This is a genomic window from Chryseobacterium vietnamense (assembly GCF_031454475.1).
Taxonomy (GTDB): Bacteria; Bacteroidota; Bacteroidia; order Flavobacteriales; family Weeksellaceae; genus Chryseobacterium; species Chryseobacterium vietnamense.
The window spans coordinates 134,379-154,066 of the sequence record NZ_JAVDQX010000002.1; the positions used below are offsets into that span (position 1 = coordinate 134,379).

The window sequence follows — 19,688 nt, forward strand, 5'->3', positions numbered from 1 at the left end:
TCGATAGAAATGGCAGAAGTACAAGTACAAGAGAAAGGCGGCAAGGGCGGCAAGGTCCGTTCCAAGAAGCAAAGTACCAGAGTCGATATGACTCCGATGGTGGACTTGGGTTTTCTATTGATTACCTTCTTTATGTTCACAACTACGTTCAGTAAACCGAACGTGATGGATTTGGGTCTTCCGGCTAAACCGAAAGATGAAACAAAAAAACCACCTCCAACAGAAATTAAACTTTCTAACTCAATTTCTATCTTATTAGGAAAAAATAACAGAGTTTTCTGGCACCAGCAGGATGCTACATCCTTGAATGACCAAACTCTTATGGAAACTACTCTTGACAGAGAAGGAATTAGAAAAGTAATTCAGCAGGCAAAATCTAGAGCTGCAGATCAAACGAAATTTACCGTGATCATTAAGCCAACTGACGATGCTGTATATAAGAACTTTGTTGATATTCTTGATGAAATGGCAATTACCAAAAGTGAGCAGTACGGTGTTACTGACATTAAGCCTTGGGAAAAAGCTGTTTACGAGAAAAAAGTAGGAGGTGCTGCTGCACCAGCTGCTGCTACAAAGTAATTTAACCATAAAATTGTTATATCTAATCTATGGCAGATGAAAATGTATACGGTCAGAATCTTACATTAGACGAGATCGTATTTGAAAATAGAAACAAGGAATATGGTGCCTATGATCTTAGACATCAGTATCCGAGACTTTTAACAAAGTCTTTTATTATCGGAACCGCTTTATTCCTTTTGGCAGCTTTGTCTCCGTTCATCTATCTTACGATTAAAAATCTTACAGCCCCGCCTAAGCAAGAAGTTAAGGCAGATCTAGTAGATATTATCGAAGAAGAACCGATTATTGAGCAGCCTAAAGAAGAAGAACCACCACCACCTCCTCCTCCAAAAGAGGAAGAAAAAATTGAGGTGATTCAGAACGTAGTTCCTGAGCCTGTAAAAGCTCCGAAAATTGAAACTCCACCACCACCGATTTCTAAGCAGTTGGAAACTACAACTGGTCTGCAGAATCAGGAGGGGGTAAAAGCTCCGGCTTATACGCCACCACCGCCACCACCATCTACAGGTACTAAAGCTAGTACAGTAGAAGTAAAAGCGAACAACCCTAACGAGATCTATAAAGATGTTGACCAGTCTGCAGAATATCCTGGAGGTATGGGAGCATTAAGAAAGTTCTTGGGAGATAACTTCGATACATCTTTGATGGAAGGAGGTGAAGGAACACTTAAAGCGAAGCTTAAGTTCGTTGTAGAAAAAGACGGAACTGTTTCGAATGTTACTATTGAAGAGAAATCTCCAAATGGCGACTTCAACAGCGAAGCAATGCGTGTAGTTAAGAAACTTAAAAAATGGACTCCTGCGAAGAGAAACGGGGAGAGCGTTAGATCTTACTATAGCGTACCATTTACTATGAACTTTGAATAAGACTTATTTATTCAAAATATAAATAAAAAGAGAAGCATATGCTTCTCTTTTTATTTTTTTTGGTATTTTTGTTACATGATGTTCAATTGGTTATCCCTGGTTACGGGATTGTTTTATATCGTTTTAGGAATTGTAGTGATTGTCTACAAATTCTTCTTTACTATTTTAGAGCCTGCTGTTGCTTATGCATTAGGAGTGGTGCTTATTATTTATGGTATTTTTAGAATTTACAGGGCGATCTCAAGAATTAAAAAATCGAGAAATGAAGAATAGTTTTAAGCTTGCAGTAATTTTTGTTTTGAGCATGATGCTGGCAAGTTGCAAAAAGGAGAAAAATACTCCTTCCTATCACAAAGGTGATCTTACAATTTTTACTGACGAATCTTTTCAAAGCGTTACAGAAGCATTAGCTGAAGGATATATGATCAACTATCCTGAAACACATATCAAAGTAGAAACGAAGAAAGAAGACCTGGGACTTCTTGATCTTTTGAAAGGAAGTGCTAAAGTGGTGGTAATGTCCAGAAATCTTAATCCTGAAGAAATAAAAACATATGAGGAAAGAACAGATTTAAAGTTTCTTCCTGCTAAATTCGCTGCAGATGCAGTGGTTTTTGTTGTTCCTAAAGATTCTCCGAAAGAAAGTATTTCAATGGAAGAAATCAACAGCGGTTTGATATCTGATAAAAAGGAATTTATTTTTGACGGAACCAACTCCAGTAACCTTAATTTTGTTGCTGAGACACTGAAAAAACAACCAAAAGACCTGAAATTTTCCATTATCCCGGGAAACCAGAAGATTATAGAGGAATTAGGAAAATATCCTGATAAAATAGGTGTTGTTGGATTAAATACTTTTAGCCGTCCTTATGATAAAACTTCAGAAAAATTGAGAGAGATGGTGAAGGTTCTTCCTGTAGTAGAAAATGGAAAATCGTATAATGCGGATTTTGACGGACTTCGTACCATGGAATATCCGTTTACAAGAGTACTTTATTTCCTGATCAACGAAGGGAATTTCAATATTGCCAATGGATTTATAAGATTTTCATGTACTCATTTAGGACAGAAAATTGTACAGAAAGAAGGCCTTCAACCTTATAATATTTATAAGAGAGAAGTGCAGATGCGTTAAAAAATATTAAATTCACAATTTATCCCCATTAAAAATTTTGATTTGGTCTGAAAATTGTGTAGAATAAAACTCAATTATTAGAAAATATAAAATGAAAGATATAATGAATATGAATGTAAAGAAGATTGCTTTTGGAGCAGCCGTGGTATTTTTTACCGGTTTTGCCTCTGCACAGACATTGCAGGATGGTATCAACAGTATAGACAGTGATAAATTTGCACAGGCAAAAACAAACTTCACTGAAATGATCGCTAAAGAACCTACAGCTGAAAACTACTTCTATTTGGGAAATACTTTCTTAAGACAAGGAGAGCCGGATTATGCTAAGGCCATTGAAAATTTCAATAAAGGCTTAGCTGCTGATGGTAAAAGCTATCTGAACAAAATCGGTTTAGCTGCTGTGAAATTAGGTAAAGGTGATAAAAATGCCATTGCTGAAATTCAGAAAGTAGTTACTGATTCAAGAGAAAAAGATGCTGAAGTTCTTTTCAGAGCAGCAGAAGCTTTAACTCTATTCGAAAAAAACAGTTCACCGGATCTTGCTATCCAGTTTTTGACTAAAGCTATCGAGAAAGCTGAGAAAAAAGGTGTTCCTGCACATTACTATTATACATTAGGAGATGCTTACAGATTAAAGAGAATGCCGGGAGAGGCTATGTCTGCTTATGATAAAGCATTACCTACTGCTAAAAATAAAGCTTCCGTTTACACAAGAATGGCAACTTTATGGATGGCGGCACAAGTGTGGAAAAATGCAAAAGAAAGTATTGATAAAGCAATTGCTGTAGATCCTACTTATGCTCCGGCATACAAAGCGTTGGCTGGTTATGATATCAGATATCAGCAGAATGCAAAAGCTACGCAAGACCTTATCAACTATACAAAATATGCTGATGAAGATCCGTATACTCAATTGGAAATTGCAAAACTATACTTCACAAACGAAGATTATGCAAACTCTAAAATGGTATTAGACAAGATTTTTGATAAAATCGACGATCCTATTAAATTCAAATTAAGAGCTTACAATGCATATGCCGATAAAAACTACGCAGATGCTAAGCAAAATATGGATACTTTCGTTTCTCAGGCTGAGAAAACAAGAGTGCAGCCTGCTGACCAGGGTTTACAAGGTCTTATTGCAGCAGGTTTAGCAAAAGATGAAAAAGATGCTGCTAAAAAAACAGCTTTAATGACAGAATCTCAGCAGAAAGTTGCTATTGCAAAAGCTGCGAAAGATGAAACAATGAAATGGGATCTTGAATTAGCAAACATCGCAGGTGGTGGAGGTGCTTCTCAAGCTGAAGCAGATAAAGGACCTACTAACCCTGCTATTGAAGCATTGAAAAAGCAGGTTGCTGCCAATAGCCAGGATTCTGATGCTTTATTCAAGTTGGCAACAGCTTATCAGGATGCGAAAAACTGGAACGGAGCAATTCTTACATGGCAAAAAATGTCTGCTCTTCTTCCGGATTGGGCTCCGGCATATTACAGTCAGGGATATTCTTACCAACAAGCTGGTAACAATGAAGCAGCAAAATTGGCTTATGAGAAATTCATCAGTACAGTAAAACCTGCTGATCAGGAAGCTAACAAGCAGACTCTTGCTTACGCTTACTTTGCAGTAGCTTACATGAGTAAAGATTCTGATGCTGCAAAAGCAAAAGATTATGTTGCAAAGTCTTTACAGTTAGATCCTACTTATCAGGATGCTGTAAAATTAAATGCAGAAATCAACAAGTAATTTAAATTTTAAATTATAGCTATTAAAACTTCCCATTCCTTATGTTTGGGAAGTTTTTATTTTAAATCCTATCTTTGAATTTATGAAAACTGATATACTTGCTTTTGGAGCTCATCCCGACGATATAGAACTTGGATGTGGCGGAACTATTGCTAAAATGGTCTCTGAGGGAAAAAAATGTGTGGTCGTAGATCTTACCAGAGGTGAGCTCGGAACAAGAGGCACCGATGAAACCAGAAAAGCCGAAGCTGCAGATGCTGCCAAAATTCTGGGACTTTCTGCAAGAGAGAATCTGGGAATGAAAGACGGATTTTTGGTCAATTCTGAAGAATATCAAATGAGGATCGTAAAAATGATCCGCAAATACCGCCCGGAAATCGTCTTAGCTAATGCGATTGATGATAGACATCCGGACCATGCAAAAGGAGCGAAATTAGTGTCGGATGCATGCTTTTTGTCAGGACTGAGAAAAATTGAAACAGTACTTGATGGAGAATCCCAGGAAGTGTGGAGACCAAAACATGTTTTTCATTATATTCAGTGGAAAGATATCAAACCAGAATTTGTCATTGACATTTCAGAACATCTTAACAAAAAGCTGGAAGCCTGTATGGCATACAAAACTCAGTTTTATGATCCAACATCTAAAGAACCTGAAACTCCAATTACCACCAAAGACTTTTATGAAAGCTTAACTTACCGAGCTCAGGATTTAGGGCGATTATCGGGAGTGACTTACGCTGAGGGCTTTACATCTGAGAAATTAATTTCTTTGAAAAATTTTGATGGAATTGTTTGGTAGTTGAGGAAATTGTCCTATATTTGCACTCAGAAAACGGTGATTGTAGCTCAGTTGGTTAGAGCGTCGGATTGTGGTTCCGAAGGTCGTGGGTTCGAGACCCATCATTCACCCTAAATTAGCACATTTTCAATAAGAAAATGTGCTTTTTTTATGTCCGAAAAACAATCAAACTGTATTAAAATGACACTTTTTGGTGTGTTATTTTTTTTATCCTGACTTATAAAAAGTATATTTGCACGATAATTATGAACATCATCGGCTAATGAAAAAAATCTACTTTTTACTTTTTATATTGAATTCCATTGCAATTTCTTCAACAGTAAGGTATGTGAATATTAATTCCAGTACCGGAAGTGCACCTTACACTTCTTGGGCTACAGCAAGTAATGATTTACAGACAGTCATCAATGCGAGCCAGATTGGGGATGAAATCTGGGTATCCAGCGGAACTTATATTCCAGCAAGAGACCCCTTTGGAAACAGCTCTCCTTCGGATAGTCAGGATAAAACGTTTTATTTAAAAGACGGTATTTCTGTGTATGGTGGATTTAATGGAACTGAAATATCTTTAACAGACCGAAATATCAACAATAATATAACAATTCTGAGCGGTGATATAGGTACCTTAGGAACTAAAACTGACAACTGTTACCATGTTGTATTGTTTTCTGGTAATAGTATCAATGCAATTGGTGTGAGATTAGATGGATTTTCTATTACTAATGGCTTTGCGAATGGTACTGTTAATAATAATCTAAACGGAAATGTTGCTTCGAGATTAGCAGGTCCTGCCATCTATTTTATTAATGGAAATAATACAATTTCGAATAACAGGATTTATATGAATTCCGGCTATTCAAGTGGAGGCATTTACACGTCAAATGGTAATAATATCATTTCTAACAATGAGATTTATAATAATAAAGCCTTCTATGATGGTGGAGGCGTTAGTGTATTTGAAGGAACCAATACCATTACCAATAATTATATTCATGATAATACTGCTACCGGCGATGGTGGGGGTATATATGCAGTTTTAGGTGTAAATAATGTGATCAGTAAAAATGTGATCGCTAAAAATAAAGGAGGGATCAGTCTGATTGATACTTATTATTATGGCGGCGGCGGTATTTATACTGAAAAGGGTTCGAATCTCATCGTCAATAATCTCCTTTACGAAAATACTACAAACTACATGGGAGGAGGTATTTTTCTTTATTATGGAAACAATAAAGTCATCAACAATACCATTTATAAAAATACGGGAACAAGGGGAGGTGGATTTTTTACCTATCTGGGAAATAACTACGTAAAAAATAATATATTCTGGGGTAATATTAATGGTACAGATAGTCAGCCCGGAGCAGATTATAAAAATCATAATGACTGGCCGGCTGAAAATTACTTCTATAATAACCTGTTTCAGTTGCCGCAGGGATTTTATACTTTGGCAAACCAAAATTCTTTATATGGTTATCCTAATAATATATTTCAGACGAATCCAGGTTTTACAGATGAAACCAATATTTTTGGAGCAGATGGAATTTTAAGAACTTCAGATGATGGATTGTCCTTGTTACCTAATAGCGTTGCTGTTAATTACGGGATGATGACAGATGCTCCTACAGATGATATAAGAGGAACAGCCCGTATGGGTAACCCTGATGCCGGAGCTTATGAATTGATGGGAAGTCTTGGTGTGGCAGAAGTACCCATTCATGATTTTAAAATTTATCCAAATCCTGCTAAAGATGTTTTAAATATAAAAACTGGTGATAAAATTGTAAAGGTTGAAATTTTTAATCTGGCAGGTCAACTCATAAAAACTACAAAGGAATCACAAATAAATATTTCAGCATTTCCGAATGGAAACTATATCCTAAATGTAGTCACAGAAAAGAAAATAATTACAGAACAATTTATTAAAGAATAAGTTATTTGTACATCTTAACCTATTTTTAGCCTTTCAAAATTTGAAAGGCTTTATTTTTTTCAAGTCTGAGCTTTAACTTTTCGCTTGCTTTACTGGGGGGGTAATGTTCACAAAATAAATTCCATGATTGGTGACTAAAACACTTATATTTGTTTAAGTAGATTCATGAGAAAAATCTCACTCAACTCACTTAATCAAAGCTATAACATGAAAAAAATCTTTACAATTCTTATTGTTTTTTTTGCAATAAAATCCTATTCTCAATCAGGTTCCCAATCTTATTTTAAACGTCTTTTTGATACCAGAGGCCTTGATCAATGGAATGGTAATTCAACAAGTACAGATCAGCTTGAGTTCGCGTGGGCTGTCCCTGCCCATATGGAAGCATTGGTTTTAATGTATGAAAAAACACTTGAAAAAAAATATGCTGAAACTTTAATCCAGTGTATCGGAAATACCATTGACAGGAGAGATGATTTGAGAAATCCTACATTGGGATACCCGATAATTTATGATTATCGCCATGTTTCCGGTGCTGCCTGGTCTACTAACCATTATAATGCGGTAACAGATACAACAGGGTTGCCTTATTCGCATTTGGTACATAGTGCCAATATTACCTATCCTATGGCTAAGTTTGCAGCAATCGTTAAAAAAGACAGTACTATTCAAAACTTAACATATGATTCAATAGGTCGTTATGCGGGTCAAACCTATATAACAATTGCTAATGATCTCATCCAAAAAATAAAAGAAACACTTGCTTACCATACGGGCCAATGGTTTATAGAACCTGGTTCTAATAACACGATAGGATATTACAAAGAACGCAGCGATAATAATCCACCAATAGCTTTTCCGGGAGTAATCTTACCTTTTAATATGCAAAGCTCTGTTGGAAGAGTGCTGGTGCAGATGTACAGGGCAACGGGTGAAAACAATTATCTTGTCCAGCTCAATCAAATTGCCAATTTTATAAAAGCAAATACACAACTTAATGCCAGCTTAGGATCTAATGTCTGGACCTATTGGAAGCACGATACTTTACGTGAAGATATTTCTCATGCTGATTTAACGGCTGCCTTTCCTTATGAATGCAATAAGTATGGTATTTCAATTAATGGAAACCTTATTTATACCACTGCAGATATAAATGCCTATACTAAAACGCTGACTAAAGATATTTATATCTCTCCTCTGCATATAAAAAATGGGGTTAATTATAATGGTGAGAATTGGAATATCAAGTATAATATTAATACCTCTGATCCTGCTGTAACTCCCAGATATGGCACTTATACAGCTTATTTATGGTTGTATTTATCTCAATATGACGATAAAACACTATATCAGATAGTTTCAGATTTACAGGCAGCCAAAAATTATTACAGCAATATAACCGTATTTGATTCTTCTATCACGTGGGCTCTTTTATCAAATTTTGAAAACTTAATTGTGCCCGTCAATACAGATCATGAGTATGGAGAAGATTCTGACTGGAGGGGAATTGCAAGCGGTAATTTTGATGGAGACAGCGACGATGAATTTGTCGTGATAAGAAATTTTGATGGGTTGATGCAGACTCTGGAACCCCATGACAGAGCGTTTCAGCAAGTGACCAGCAGTAAAGTAATGGGAGCTTCATATAACTGGAAAGGTCTGGCTGCCGGTGATTTTTTTGGAGACAGCAAAAGTGAAATTGTAGCGTTAAGTGATCATGCAGATGCCAGCGAAAATGGGATATATGTTTTAAAAGTTGATAATGGTAATATCGTTCAGCATGCAAAATATACTGGTTGGGGAGCGCAGTCAGAATGGGTAGGTGTAACAGCAGGAAACTATATCAGTGGGGGAAAAGATGATGTTATTACAGTAAGAAATTATAATAAAGAGGTTCATGTATATAAGTTCAATGGTACAGATATACAGTCAGTATATGTAAATTCACTTAATCTGCCTGCTAATTCTAAGATCAAAGCAGTGGCATCCGGTGATCTCGATGGGGATACAAAAGATGAGATCGTATTACTTGTTGATGCGGATGACAATAATTTAATGTATAATGGTATACACGTTTACCGTGTTAACGATAGTGGCGTTCTCACAAAAGTTTCTGAATTTACAAACTGGGGCTCTGCGTCAGACTGGAAAGGACTGGCTGTAGGAGACATTGATGCAGATGGTGTTGCTGAAATTATAGCGCACAGGAATTTTGACGGAGATTATAAATTATTCAAATTAAACGGAACCATCCTATCCGGGATTACTGCTGAAAAGTTTCCGCTCCTTCAAACCAAAAATAATGTAATGTGCTTCGGAAACTTTGACCCGAGTACTAAGAATGAAGAATTGGCAACTCTCAGAAAAGATGGAGGAATTGTAATGTTTTCTGCAGCAAAAGTTACCAATAGAAGCCTTAATACGAATAGAACCTCTGAGGATCCTTGTCATAATGAGCTGCCGGATGTATTATTCAGTTTTATGAATAAGGAAGATTCAAAAGAAATCGTATCCATAACAAAAGAAAATCAGTAATAACGGATTGAAATAGTCATCATAATATTCAATGGAAACGGGCTTTAGCCCGTTTTTTTTATAGCAAATGCTGAATGTAGAGCATAAAAAAAGCATCTTTTTCAGATGCTTGTGTTTTTTAGATATTCTTTTTTAAACTTCGTCGTCAGAATCAATTGTGAAAGATCTGCTTTTGAAGTCTTTGTCATGTTTTTCTGAAATTACATCCTCACCCTTTTCATTAATGATGAAATCTGTGGACTCATTAAACATCTCCTGGAAACTCTTAAAATCTTCCTTGTAAAGGTAAATTTTATGCTTCTCGAATGTAGCTTCCCCATTCTCTCCGAAATTCTTCTTACTCTCAGTGATTGTAAGATAATAATCTCCTGCTTTCGTCTCGCGCACATCAAAGAAATAAGTTCTTCTCCCTGCTTTTAACACCTTCGTGAAAATCTCATTTTCATGGCGTTCCTTGTATTCACTCATTGTTAGATATTTTTTAATCTTGTTAAGAACAAATATAAAAGAATTCTTTTAATCACAAAATTTTTTTTATGATTTATTTAACAATTGAGAATGAAATGGCTAAGCGGTTACAGAATTGGCAATTTCGGTCAGGTTGATAATTTGATGGGCTTTTTGAGCGCTAGACTCTCTGTGTGTGATAATTATGGAAGTTGCGTTACTGATTTTTTTGTCAATATTTTCCAGAATATTCTGCTCCGTTTCAGTGTCCAAAGCAGATAAAGAATCGTCAAAAATAATGATATTGGGGTCCTTAATTAAGGCTCTTGCGATACAAATTCTTTGCTTTTGTCCCCCCGAAAGCATGACTCCGCGTTCACCAACAAGTGTTTTATATTGGTCTTTAAACTCTACAATATTTTTGTGAACATCCGCAATGTTGGCATACTCTACCACTTTCTCGTGAGAAGGATGGTCAATGGCAAAACCAATATTATTTTCAATGGAATCAGAGAACAAATAGCTCTCCTGGGGAATATACCCGATAAAGTTTCTGTAGTTTTCCAGATTATGGTCTTTCAGGTTTTTACCATCAATGAGAATCTCTCCTTCTGTAGGATCTATTAATCGGCATAACAGCAGGGCAATAGTTGATTTTCCACTACCGGTTTTACCCATAATAGCTAATGATTCTCCGGCTGTTACTTTGAAACTTAGATTGTCCAGTGCTTTGATTCCTGTATTCGGATATACATAAGAAACATTTCTGAATTCGATATCTCCTTTGATAGGATAGTTTTCAAAATTAGTATTAATGATCTCAGATTTTTTATCCATGAATTCATTGATTCTTTGCATGGATGCCTCAGCTCTCTGGTTAACAGAAGTTACCCATCCTACCATAGAGAAAGGAAAAATCAGGGTGTTGATATACATGAAGAAATCTGCAATCTTACCAATACTTAATTCTCCGGCAATATATTTTGTTCCTCCAATCCAGATAATAGCAACATTTAATAATCCGATGACAAAAAGAATAATGGTGAAGAAATAAGCCTCTGTTTTGGCAAGATCCAAAGCTTTATTCTGATAATCGGTGACTTTGATTCCGTAGTTTTTTTCAATGTATTTTTCTCTGGCGAAAAATTTTACCACACGGATTCCGGAAAAGCTGTCCTGAACAAAAGTTGAAATCGCAGACTGGCTTTTCTGCATGATCTTCGACTTTTTGTTGATGATTGAGCTTACCTTATAAATAGCAAAAGACAAAATAGGAAGTGGAAGCAAGGTCCACATCGTCATGGATGCATCCGTTTTCACCATATAAATTGCCGTGATCACTACCAGAACGATCAGGTTGGCAACATACATCACGCCAGGGCCAAGATACATTCTCACAGCAACAACATCCTCACTCAATCTGTTCATTAAGTCTCCGATAGTGGTTTGTTTATAATCCGTTAAAGATAAATCCTGATAATGTCTGTAGATTTTATTTTTAAGTTCATATTCTATTCTTCTGGAGGCAACAATAATGGTCTGTCTCATCATAAAAGTGAAGAATCCTGTCAAAAGAGAACATCCTACAATAATTCCAACATAGATTAAAACCTGCTGGTTGAAGCCAAGGTTTCCACTTTTTGTAAGTTCATCCACAGATTTTCCTACAAACTGGACTTTATATATATTAAAGAAATTACTGGCGATGATAAAGAGTACCCCCCAAAACAATAGCATTTTGTGTTTCCAAAAATAAGGGTTTAAGGTTTTTAGCGCTTTCATATAGTTTGACAAAATTACAAAAATGTCATCACACTACGAATTTCATCAATTTTAAATTTTGTATCTTTGCAGCCATAAAAAAGCTCTTTGAATGTTAGGAAGACGACAAATCCGTGAAAAAGTAGTACAGACCGTGTATTCTTACTACCAAAATCCTGTAAAATTTGATGTTTTAGAGAAAAACATGTTTGCCGGGATAGAGAAAATCTATTATCTATACATCTATCAGCTCAACTTTTTGGTGGGTCTGAAAGATTTGGCAGAAAATCAGATCGAAATTGGTAAGAATAAATTTCTTAAAACTGATGCTGATATTAATCCTAACCAAAAATTCATCAATAACCAGGTATTACTTAAGCTGGAAGAAAACCCTGAAAGATTATTTTTCACGGGTCAGCACAAGCAATTGAAATGGGATATGCATGATGACTTATTGGTAAAGACTTTCCAGAGAATTACTGCTGGGAAACGTTATCAGGATTTCATGAAAGAAGAAGGATATTCCTTTGAAGAAGATCAGAAATTTATCGGGAAATTATTCTTAAGATACATTGCTGAAAATGAAGATTTTCATGATTACTTAGGTGATAAGGAACTTTCATGGTATGATGATATCCATATTGCCAACTCCATGGTACAAAAAACAATCGGTTTCCTGAGAGAAGATGAAGAAAGCAGAACTTTGATCAAAATGATTAAAGATGAAGAAGATAAAACATTCGCTGCAAAATTGTTGAGAGATACCCTGAATAACTGGGAAAACAATGAAAAGAAACTTGAAGAAAGACTGGAAAACTGGGATCTGGAAAGAGTTTCTTTAATGGATAAAGTGATTTTGTCTACAGCCATTGCAGAGCTTGATAACTTTGCTTTCACCCCTTCAAGAGTGATCATTAATGAATATATTGAAATTGCAAAAGTATTTGCTACAGACCGTTCCAATATCTTCATCAATGGTATTTTAGATAAATATTGTAAAGATCAAAATAGAATATAAAATGAAAAAGACGTTATCAATTATCGCCTTGTCAATTATAGGCTTTGGGTTAGTTTCATGTAAAAAAGAAAACAAAGAAACTCAAAGTACTGAAACTGCAACTACTGATTCTGCAGCTGTTGCGGCTCCGGTAACCACTGATTCTGCGGCAGCCCCTGTAACTGGTGAAGCAGCTGCTCCGGTTTCTAACGAACCATCTACTTCTGTAGCTTTATCTGAAAACAGCTTCGATTTTGGAAAAATCAAAAAAGGAGATAAAGTAGAGCACGTATATGAAATTACCAATACGGGTAAAAACCCATTAATCATTTCTGAAGTGAAACCAGGATGCGGATGTACAGCTCCGGATTTTACAAAAGAGCCAATCATGCCTGGTAAAAAAGGAAAAGTTACATTGCACTTTGACTCTTCAAGCTTCGACGGAAATGTTCAGAAGTATGCAGATGTTTTTGCAAACGTAGAAAAAGCTCCAATCAGATTAACGTTCACAGCGAACATTCAACCATAATATTTAGAATATGTTGACACTATTTTTACAGGCAGCAGGTGGATCTTCACCTATGATGCTGATCATGATGGGGGTAATGTTTGTAGGGTTTTATTTCCTGATGATCAGACCTCAGATGAAAAAGCAAAAGCAGGAGAAAAACTTTCAGGAAAACCTTAAAGTAGGAACAAGAGTAGTTCTTACATCAGGTCTTCACGGAAGAATTGCTCAGGTTCAGGATGACGGTTTTGTTATTGAAACATTATCCGGAAAACTGAAATTCGAAAAAGCAGCAGTTTCAAGAGAAATGACTGAAGCTCGTTTTGGAGATAAAGCAAAAGCTGCTGAGAAGGCAGAAGACAAAAAAGAAACAGTAACTGAAGAAAAAAAATAATTCAGTCTGAAAATATTTAGCTGCGGCGGGTGAACTCTGTTCACCCGCCGCAATTTTTTTACACTGGTTTGAAAAATTGTGTCCATTTGTGAAAAACAATTAGTGAAATTAGTGTTTAATAAAAATTATCTTTGCTTCATGAATCAAAATACAAACAAAACCGTTCTTATTCTGGGGGCTAATTCTGATGTAGCAAAGCAATGTATAAAACAATATGTGGAGAAAGGGTTTTCCGTAATCGCAGCTTCCAGGAATACAACCTCTTTGAATGATTTTATTGATTCAAACAATCTTGACGGCTCAAAAGTAATGGTTATGTATTTTGATGCTGCTGATTTTGATTCTCATCATGAATTTTACTCCAGTCTTTCTGTAAAGCCTCATATTGTAGTGTATGCTGCTGGGTTTTTAGTAGACAATCAAAAAGCGCTTACTGATTTCAAAGGAGCAAAGCAAATGATGGAGGTCAATTATATGGGGGGCGTGTCTATCCTGAGTATGATTGCAATGGATAGAAGCAATATAAATCTGGAAAGGATAATTGGACTCTCTTCTTTGTCCGGAGTAAGAGGAAGAAAAAGTAATTTTGTCTACGGAAGTACAAAGGCTGCGTTTACACAGTTTCTGGCAGGATTGAGACAAGAATTAGCTTCCAGAAAGATTATTGTGAATGCTTTGGTTATTGGTTATATCAGAACAAAAATCAACGAAGGCTTAGAACTCAATGAATCTCTGATCATGGAACCTGATTACGTGGCAAAATTTATTGTCAACGCAGGAAGTTCTTTTACCATTGTCCCTAACTTTAAGTGGAAAATTATCTATCATATTCTTAGACTTTTACCGGAAAGCCTTGCTGCAAAATTGCCTTAAGGAATTTTCATTAACGTTATTTTTCTTTAAGAGGAGACAGTTCGGTATTGTTTTTGTAATTCTATGTCCCAAAAATTATTTCTTCCTGCAAGATTCAGTTTCTGAATAATTATTGAATAAAGCTGAAATATTCTTTTTCTGCTGTCAATCTAATTCAAGGATAAATATGTTTTACCTTCGCTCAGGTAGGGAAGGGCGTATTTCTTTTTTCCAAATCCTGCAGAAGATATCAATCCTGTATTGATACAAATAGTAAAACACATAGTATAAAAATGGACGATTTAGAATTGAACAAAATTCAACAACACTGGGACACTTTAATTTCTTCAGCCATCTCGTGGGCACCGAGAATCTTTACTGCAGTCATTTCTGCATTATTGATTTACCTGATCGGATCCTGGATGATCAGAATGATTAAGAAACTGGTGGAAAAAGCTTTCAAAAAAAGAAATATGGAAGCTTCACTGCAGCATTTTCTTTTAAATATTATCAACTGGGGACTTAATATTCTTTTGTTTATTGTTGTTGTAACTCAGCTTGGAGTACAGACTTCCGCGTTCGTCGCAATGATTGGTGCCGCAGGTCTGGCAGTAGGTTTAGCTTTACAGGGATCCTTAACGAACTTTGCAGGAGGAATCTTAATTCTACTATTAAAACCTTTTAAGATTGGTGACTTTATTTCTACCAATTCAGGGGTTTCAGGAACTGTAGATGCCATAGATATTTTTCATACGAAACTGATCACGCCACAAAACCAACTGATAGTAATTCCAAATGGGGTAGTATCAAATAACAGCATTACCAATTTTACCCAACTGGGAACAAGAAGAACGTCATTGGATATTGGCGTTGCTTATGATGCAGATCTTAGACAGACCAAGGACCTTTTAATGAATGTTATTAAGAACAATCAATATGCACTTGCAGTACCAGCTCCACAGGTAGTAGTGACAGAGCTTGGAGACAGCGCTGTCAATATCTCGGTAAGAGTAAGTACTTCCACAGAAAACTTCTGGACGATGAACGAAGAGCTAATCATCGGTTGTAAAGAAGCTCTCGATAAAGCAGGAATCGGAATTCCTTTTCCACAAAGAGATGTACACATTTACAATCAATAATTATATTTAATTTTTTTAAGAAGCTCCCGCATTATTGTAATGTGGGAGTTTTTACTTCTCTTTTCTAGAATATTGCTGTAAAAAATCTAATAAAATTTTATATTCATTCTTTTTAAACTCAGGTTCTGTAAAAATGAAATTAATATTTTTATTAACCATATTTAAAATAAGGTATTGATTAACCATTTTATAATGGGTCTTCTCCCAAACACAATTGATGGTATTGAATGGATTTTTAACAGTAATACTATCCTTGTGAAGGGTTATAAAACTTATTTCAGCATGTTTGTTTCTAAGATTTTCAATTTGTTCCTCTATTAAATTGAAGGTTTTATTTTTGGCACTGAAATATTGATATAAAAGAAGAAAAATATATCCTGCAAATAAGAAACTACCATATTTAAAAATAACGGAAACAGGACCAAGATTCATAGATTTTAAAGGAAAAAATCCTAGTGCCATGAATAGAACAGCATATATGATTGCTTTTTTTAGTTCAACCAAATGCTTTTTCCATGTATACTGAAAGAAAAATTTCTGATTTTCTCTTTCTATGTTTTCATTGAAATATAACTGTAATTTGATTGAATCATCCAGGGGTAAAAGCTTTGAAGGCAAAAATAAAGAAATTAATCAATATTTTGCAGTAGTTCCAAAGCCTTCATCATATCGATTCCTTTCCCCAAAACCGGTTTAAACAGATCTCCTTTCTCCTTAATTCTTTCAAGGGCATTGTTAATAGTAAAATCTGTTGGTTTCAGGCCTGGTTTCACCTCGTCCCATTCCAGTGGCATGGAAACTGATGCTCCGGGTTTTGGTCTGAGGCTGTAGGCGCTTGCGAGTGTTTGTCCTGTTCTGTTCTGCAGATAATCAAGATAAATTTTTTTGTTATCCCTTTTCTGCAGGCTTCTTTCCAACGTTGTAATCTTAGGCAGTTTTTCGTTTACCTGTTTCATGAGAATATGGGCGAAATCTTTTACCTGGTCAAAATCATATTTACCTCCCATCGGAATATAAGTGTGAATTCCCGTACTCCCGGAAGTTTTGCAGTAGCCTTTTATTTTAATTGATTTTAAAACTTCATTCACCTGCAGCGCTGTTTCAATTACCTCATCAAAAGTATTCTTTGAAGAAGGATCCAGGTCTAACACCAGATAGTCAGGATGCTCAAGATCCGGTAATGAACTGTTCCACGGATTAAGATCTATACAGCCTAAATTATTCAGATAGGCTAAGGTTGCTTTGTCATTGCAGTAAATATAATCAATGTATTTATCATTCGATTCAGAATATACCTGGGTGGTTTTTATCCAGTCAGGAACATGATCTCCTGCATCTTTCTGATAAAAGCTCTGTTCTTCAATTCCATTGGGAAAGCGGTTGAGAGAAAGCGGACGATTTTTTAAATAAGGTAAAATATATCGGGATACCGATTGGTAATATTCAATAACATCTCCTTTCGTAATACCATCTTCAGGAAAATATACCTTATCCTGATTGGTAAGCTTTACAGGATGCTTATCTAAGGTAACTTCTTTCTCTTTCTCAGAAGTCTTTGTCTTTTTTGGTGAAGCTTTCGTATTCATATCTTTAGATTTTTCGGTGAAGGATGGATCTTTAATGTCTTCCGAGCTTTTGTCCTCTCTGATGGTAATAAAAACCGGATGTCTGAAGATTCCGTCCTTGGTAATTTCAGAATATTTGATTTCACATACCAGTTCAGGTTTTACCCACGTTACCGGCATATTGGTTTTTGGAACTGTTTCGAACGGGGATGACTTTACAATTATTTTTTGAAGTCTCTCATACACTTCTTTTAAAGAAACCGTATTAAAACCTGTTCCTGTATGGCCACAGTAAGTAAGCTGACCATCGATGAATTTTCCTAATATCAGTGCTCCGAAACTTTCCCGCGATCCTCTGGGTTCTGTAAAACCACAAATAATGACCTCCTCTGTATTGGAAAATTTGATTTTAAGCCAATCGGTGGTTCTGTGATTTTCGACATACAGACTGTCTGCCCGTTTTGCAATCATTCCTTCCAGCTGCATTTCTTTCATTTGTTCAAAAAATTCAATGCCCTTTTCAGGAATATGATCGCAATATTTGATCCGTTCGGTTTCCGTTAATGCTTCTTTTAAAAGTTCTTTTCGTTGAATTAAGGGAAGATCTTCCGTAGAATGACCATTGAGCCATAGAAGGTCAAAAACCTGATAGGCAAGAGCCGCATCAGGATTGTCTCCAATTTGCTGCAAAAGCTGAAAATCAGGCTTTCCCTGATCATTATAGACCACAACTTCGCCATCCAGGATCATACTATGCTTTTGCTGGCTGAAATCCTCAGCAATTTTGTCAAATTTTGATAAAAAGGAAATTCCATTCCGGGAATAGAAAAGTGGAGCATCATGGCTGAGGTCTGCAATAGCCCTGTAACCATCCCATTTTATTTCAAAGATCCAGTCTTTATCATTGAAGGCTTCCTCTGAAAGCTTAGCCAGCATAGGTTTAATGAAAGACTTAAGCTTTTTTTCGTTCGTTAACGAATTGAAATTCCTGAAGGGTTTTTCAGAAGTTATGACTTCTTTTTTTCTTTTATTTTTAGGCTTTTTTTTTCCTCTAGAAATTGGGTGACCAGTGATTTTGGTGAAGTATTTTCCTCGGCATCATAAGGACTTTCTGCAAATTCATCCTTATGCTTGATAAGCAGCCATGAGTTGTCATCCGTATTTTTCATTTTAACCAGAGCAAATTCACCTTTCAGCTTTTTACCGTGTAAAATAAACTTTAAAGAACCGGCATGAAGTTCCTTCAGAAGTTCTTTTTCATCAGAAAGTTTAGAATTCTCTTCCAAAGGCTCATAGGTTCCGCTGTCCCATACTTCCACTTGTCCGGCACCATAATTTCCTTCCGGAATATTCCCTTCAAAATCTTTATAGTCGTAAGGGTGATCTTCTACCATCATGGCAAGACGTTTGTCTTTTGGGTCCAAAGACGGGCCTTTCGGAACAGCCCAGCTTTTCAGTACACCTTCCATTTCAAGCCGGAAGTCATAATGAAGTCTGGAGGCAGCATGTCTCTGAATCACAAAAATCAGTTTGTCTTTGCTCTTTTTTGTTTTCCCTTTAGGTTCGCTGGTTTCATCGAACTTTCTTTTGTTATGATAATCTTTGAGAGCCATTATGATGCAGATTTGGATTTAGAGGTATTCAGGCTGGCTTTTAACTGAGCCATAAGGTCAATCACTTTACCTTCTTTAGCAGGCTGAGCTTTTTGGGCTTTTACATTTTTGCCTTTTGCTTTCTGCTTGATGATCTTCATCAGCTCATCAGAATAGGTATCTTTATACATGGCGGGATCAAACTCCTGTGAAAGCTGCTCAATCAGGCTGACAGCCATCTTCAACTCTGCAGGTTTCGGAGCCTTCCGGGCAGGAATTTTTAAATCCGAATAATCTCTTATTTCCTGATCAAATCTTAAACGGTTCAAAACCAATATGTCGTCATTGTAAGGACGGATCATCCCAATGGCTGCGCTGTCACGAAGCACAAAAGTTCCAATTCCTACCATGGCAGTTTTTTCAAGAGCTTTTAATAAAAGTCTGTAAGCATTTTCACCATTTTTCTGAGGTTCCAGATAATACGGAGTCTCAAAATACATACTGTCTACTTCTACTTCCTTTACAAACTGGTCAATAGAAAGTATTTTTGTTTTTTCAGGGCTTGCTGCTTCGTAATCTTCTTCGTCAAGAACGATATATTTGTCGTCCATGAGATAACCTTTGACGATGTTTTCCCATTTAACTTCTTTCCCCGTATTTTCGTTTACCCGTTTGAAACGGATGTTTGAAAAATCAGATTTGTCGAGCATATCGAGATCCAATTTTGTGGTTTCCGTTGCGGAATAAATTTTAACAGGAATGTTGACTAATCCGAAGCCAATTGCGCCGTTCCAAATTGCTTTCATTGTCTTACGTTTTTAAAAATCAAGCAATTA

General features: G+C 36.1%; 19 protein-coding genes and 1 tRNA gene. 14 read left to right on the forward strand and 6 right to left on the reverse strand.

Annotation, left to right across the window (positions count from 1 at the left end; translation table 11 throughout):
* The first annotated feature begins 9 nt into the window (after nucleotides 1-9).
* The 9 genes from J2786_RS09865 (at nucleotide 10) to J2786_RS09905 (ending at nucleotide 9,597) form a co-directional block, all read left to right on the forward strand.
* Nucleotides 10-579 carry an ExbD/TolR family protein gene (locus J2786_RS09865; protein ID WP_047425067.1) on the forward strand — a complete coding sequence of 190 codons (570 nt, stop codon included), beginning with the start codon at nucleotides 10-12 and terminating at the stop codon, nucleotides 577-579.
* A gap of 29 nt (nucleotides 580-608) precedes the next feature.
* Nucleotides 609-1,448: an energy transducer TonB gene (locus tag J2786_RS09870; RefSeq protein ID WP_047435559.1), complete on the forward strand. Its 840-nt coding sequence runs from the start codon at nucleotides 609-611 to the stop codon at nucleotides 1,446-1,448.
* A gap of 75 nt (nucleotides 1,449-1,523) precedes the next feature.
* The gene (locus tag J2786_RS09875) at nucleotides 1,524-1,721 is read left to right on the forward strand and encodes a DUF308 domain-containing protein (RefSeq protein WP_171006307.1); all 198 of its coding nucleotides are present in this window, start codon (nucleotides 1,524-1,526) and stop codon (nucleotides 1,719-1,721) included.
* The gene (locus tag J2786_RS09880; RefSeq protein WP_047435557.1) at nucleotides 1,711-2,583 is read left to right on the forward strand and encodes a PstS family phosphate ABC transporter substrate-binding protein; all 873 of its coding nucleotides are present in this window, start codon (nucleotides 1,711-1,713) and stop codon (nucleotides 2,581-2,583) included. Before J2786_RS09875 ends, J2786_RS09880 begins: the two co-directional genes overlap by 11 nt.
* Nucleotides 2,584-2,674: 91 nt before the next feature.
* Entirely contained in the window at nucleotides 2,675-4,327 is a 1,653-nt protein-coding gene (locus J2786_RS09885; protein ID WP_047435556.1) for a tetratricopeptide repeat protein, read from the forward strand.
* An 82-nt stretch (nucleotides 4,328-4,409) separates the two neighbouring features.
* Entirely contained in the window at nucleotides 4,410-5,129 is a 720-nt protein-coding gene (gene bshB1 / locus J2786_RS09890; RefSeq protein WP_047435554.1) for a bacillithiol biosynthesis deacetylase BshB1, read from the forward strand.
* A 35-nt stretch (nucleotides 5,130-5,164) separates the two neighbouring features.
* A tRNA-His gene (locus tag J2786_RS09895) sits at nucleotides 5,165-5,240 on the forward strand.
* Between the two features lie 151 nt (nucleotides 5,241-5,391).
* Nucleotides 5,392-7,062 carry a T9SS type A sorting domain-containing protein gene (locus J2786_RS09900; RefSeq protein WP_047435553.1) on the forward strand — a complete coding sequence of 557 codons (1,671 nt, stop codon included), beginning with the start codon at nucleotides 5,392-5,394 and terminating at the stop codon, nucleotides 7,060-7,062.
* A gap of 207 nt (nucleotides 7,063-7,269) precedes the next feature.
* Nucleotides 7,270-9,597, forward strand: coding sequence for an FG-GAP repeat domain-containing protein (locus J2786_RS09905; RefSeq protein ID WP_142018024.1), 2,328 nt, complete (start codon nucleotides 7,270-7,272; stop codon nucleotides 9,595-9,597).
* Nucleotides 9,598-9,729: 132 nt separating this feature from the next.
* Here J2786_RS09905 and J2786_RS09910 read toward each other — a convergent pair whose 3' ends face one another.
* Nucleotides 9,730-10,065, reverse strand: coding sequence for a DUF3276 family protein (locus J2786_RS09910; RefSeq protein WP_027375472.1), 336 nt, complete (start codon nucleotides 10,063-10,065; stop codon nucleotides 9,730-9,732).
* Nucleotides 10,066-10,164: 99 nt separating this feature from the next.
* Nucleotides 10,165-11,826, reverse strand: coding sequence for an ABC transporter ATP-binding protein (locus J2786_RS09915; protein WP_047435549.1), 1,662 nt, complete (start codon nucleotides 11,824-11,826; stop codon nucleotides 10,165-10,167).
* A gap of 91 nt (nucleotides 11,827-11,917) precedes the next feature.
* Here J2786_RS09915 and J2786_RS09920 point away from each other — a divergent pair, with 91 nt between their 5' ends.
* The 5 genes from J2786_RS09920 to J2786_RS09940 all read left to right on the forward strand — a co-directional run bounded on the left by J2786_RS09920 (nucleotide 11,918) and on the right by J2786_RS09940 (nucleotide 15,695).
* A complete protein-coding gene (locus J2786_RS09920) occupies nucleotides 11,918-12,823 on the forward strand; it encodes a transcription antitermination protein NusB (protein ID WP_034693040.1) in 906 nt (301 codons plus the stop codon).
* A gap of 1 nt (nucleotide 12,824) precedes the next feature.
* The gene (locus J2786_RS09925; protein ID WP_047425084.1) at nucleotides 12,825-13,331 is read left to right on the forward strand and encodes a DUF1573 domain-containing protein; all 507 of its coding nucleotides are present in this window, start codon (nucleotides 12,825-12,827) and stop codon (nucleotides 13,329-13,331) included.
* Between the two features lie 10 nt (nucleotides 13,332-13,341).
* Complete coding sequence (gene yajC / locus J2786_RS09930; protein ID WP_047435547.1) at nucleotides 13,342-13,704, forward strand: preprotein translocase subunit YajC; 363 nt, start codon at nucleotides 13,342-13,344, stop codon at nucleotides 13,702-13,704.
* A gap of 138 nt (nucleotides 13,705-13,842) precedes the next feature.
* On the forward strand, nucleotides 13,843-14,577 hold the full coding sequence (locus tag J2786_RS09935) for an SDR family NAD(P)-dependent oxidoreductase (RefSeq protein WP_047435545.1): 735 nt from the start codon (nucleotides 13,843-13,845) through the stop codon (nucleotides 14,575-14,577).
* 272 nt (nucleotides 14,578-14,849) lie between these two features.
* The gene (locus J2786_RS09940; RefSeq protein ID WP_047435543.1) at nucleotides 14,850-15,695 is read left to right on the forward strand and encodes a mechanosensitive ion channel family protein; all 846 of its coding nucleotides are present in this window, start codon (nucleotides 14,850-14,852) and stop codon (nucleotides 15,693-15,695) included.
* A gap of 51 nt (nucleotides 15,696-15,746) precedes the next feature.
* On the opposite strand, the gene J2786_RS09945 is transcribed toward J2786_RS09940, so the two are convergent.
* The 4 genes from J2786_RS09945 to ku all read right to left on the reverse strand — a co-directional run bounded on the left by J2786_RS09945 (nucleotide 15,747) and on the right by ku (nucleotide 19,658).
* Nucleotides 15,747-16,157, reverse strand: a complete 411-nt coding sequence (locus J2786_RS09945) for a hypothetical protein (protein WP_156121600.1) — start codon at nucleotides 16,155-16,157, stop codon at nucleotides 15,747-15,749.
* Nucleotides 16,158-16,324: 167 nt separating this feature from the next.
* Nucleotides 16,325-18,196: a DNA ligase D gene (gene ligD, locus J2786_RS09950; RefSeq protein ID WP_047435540.1), complete on the reverse strand. Its 1,872-nt coding sequence runs from the start codon at nucleotides 18,194-18,196 to the stop codon at nucleotides 16,325-16,327.
* A gap of 71 nt (nucleotides 18,197-18,267) precedes the next feature.
* Entirely contained in the window at nucleotides 18,268-18,873 is a 606-nt protein-coding gene (locus J2786_RS09955; protein WP_047435538.1) for a DNA polymerase ligase N-terminal domain-containing protein, read from the reverse strand.
* Nucleotides 18,873-19,658, reverse strand: coding sequence for a non-homologous end joining protein Ku (ku, locus tag J2786_RS09960; protein WP_047435536.1), 786 nt, complete (start codon nucleotides 19,656-19,658; stop codon nucleotides 18,873-18,875). Before ku ends, J2786_RS09955 begins: the two co-directional genes overlap by 1 nt.
* Nucleotides 19,659-19,688: the final 30 nt, after the last annotated feature.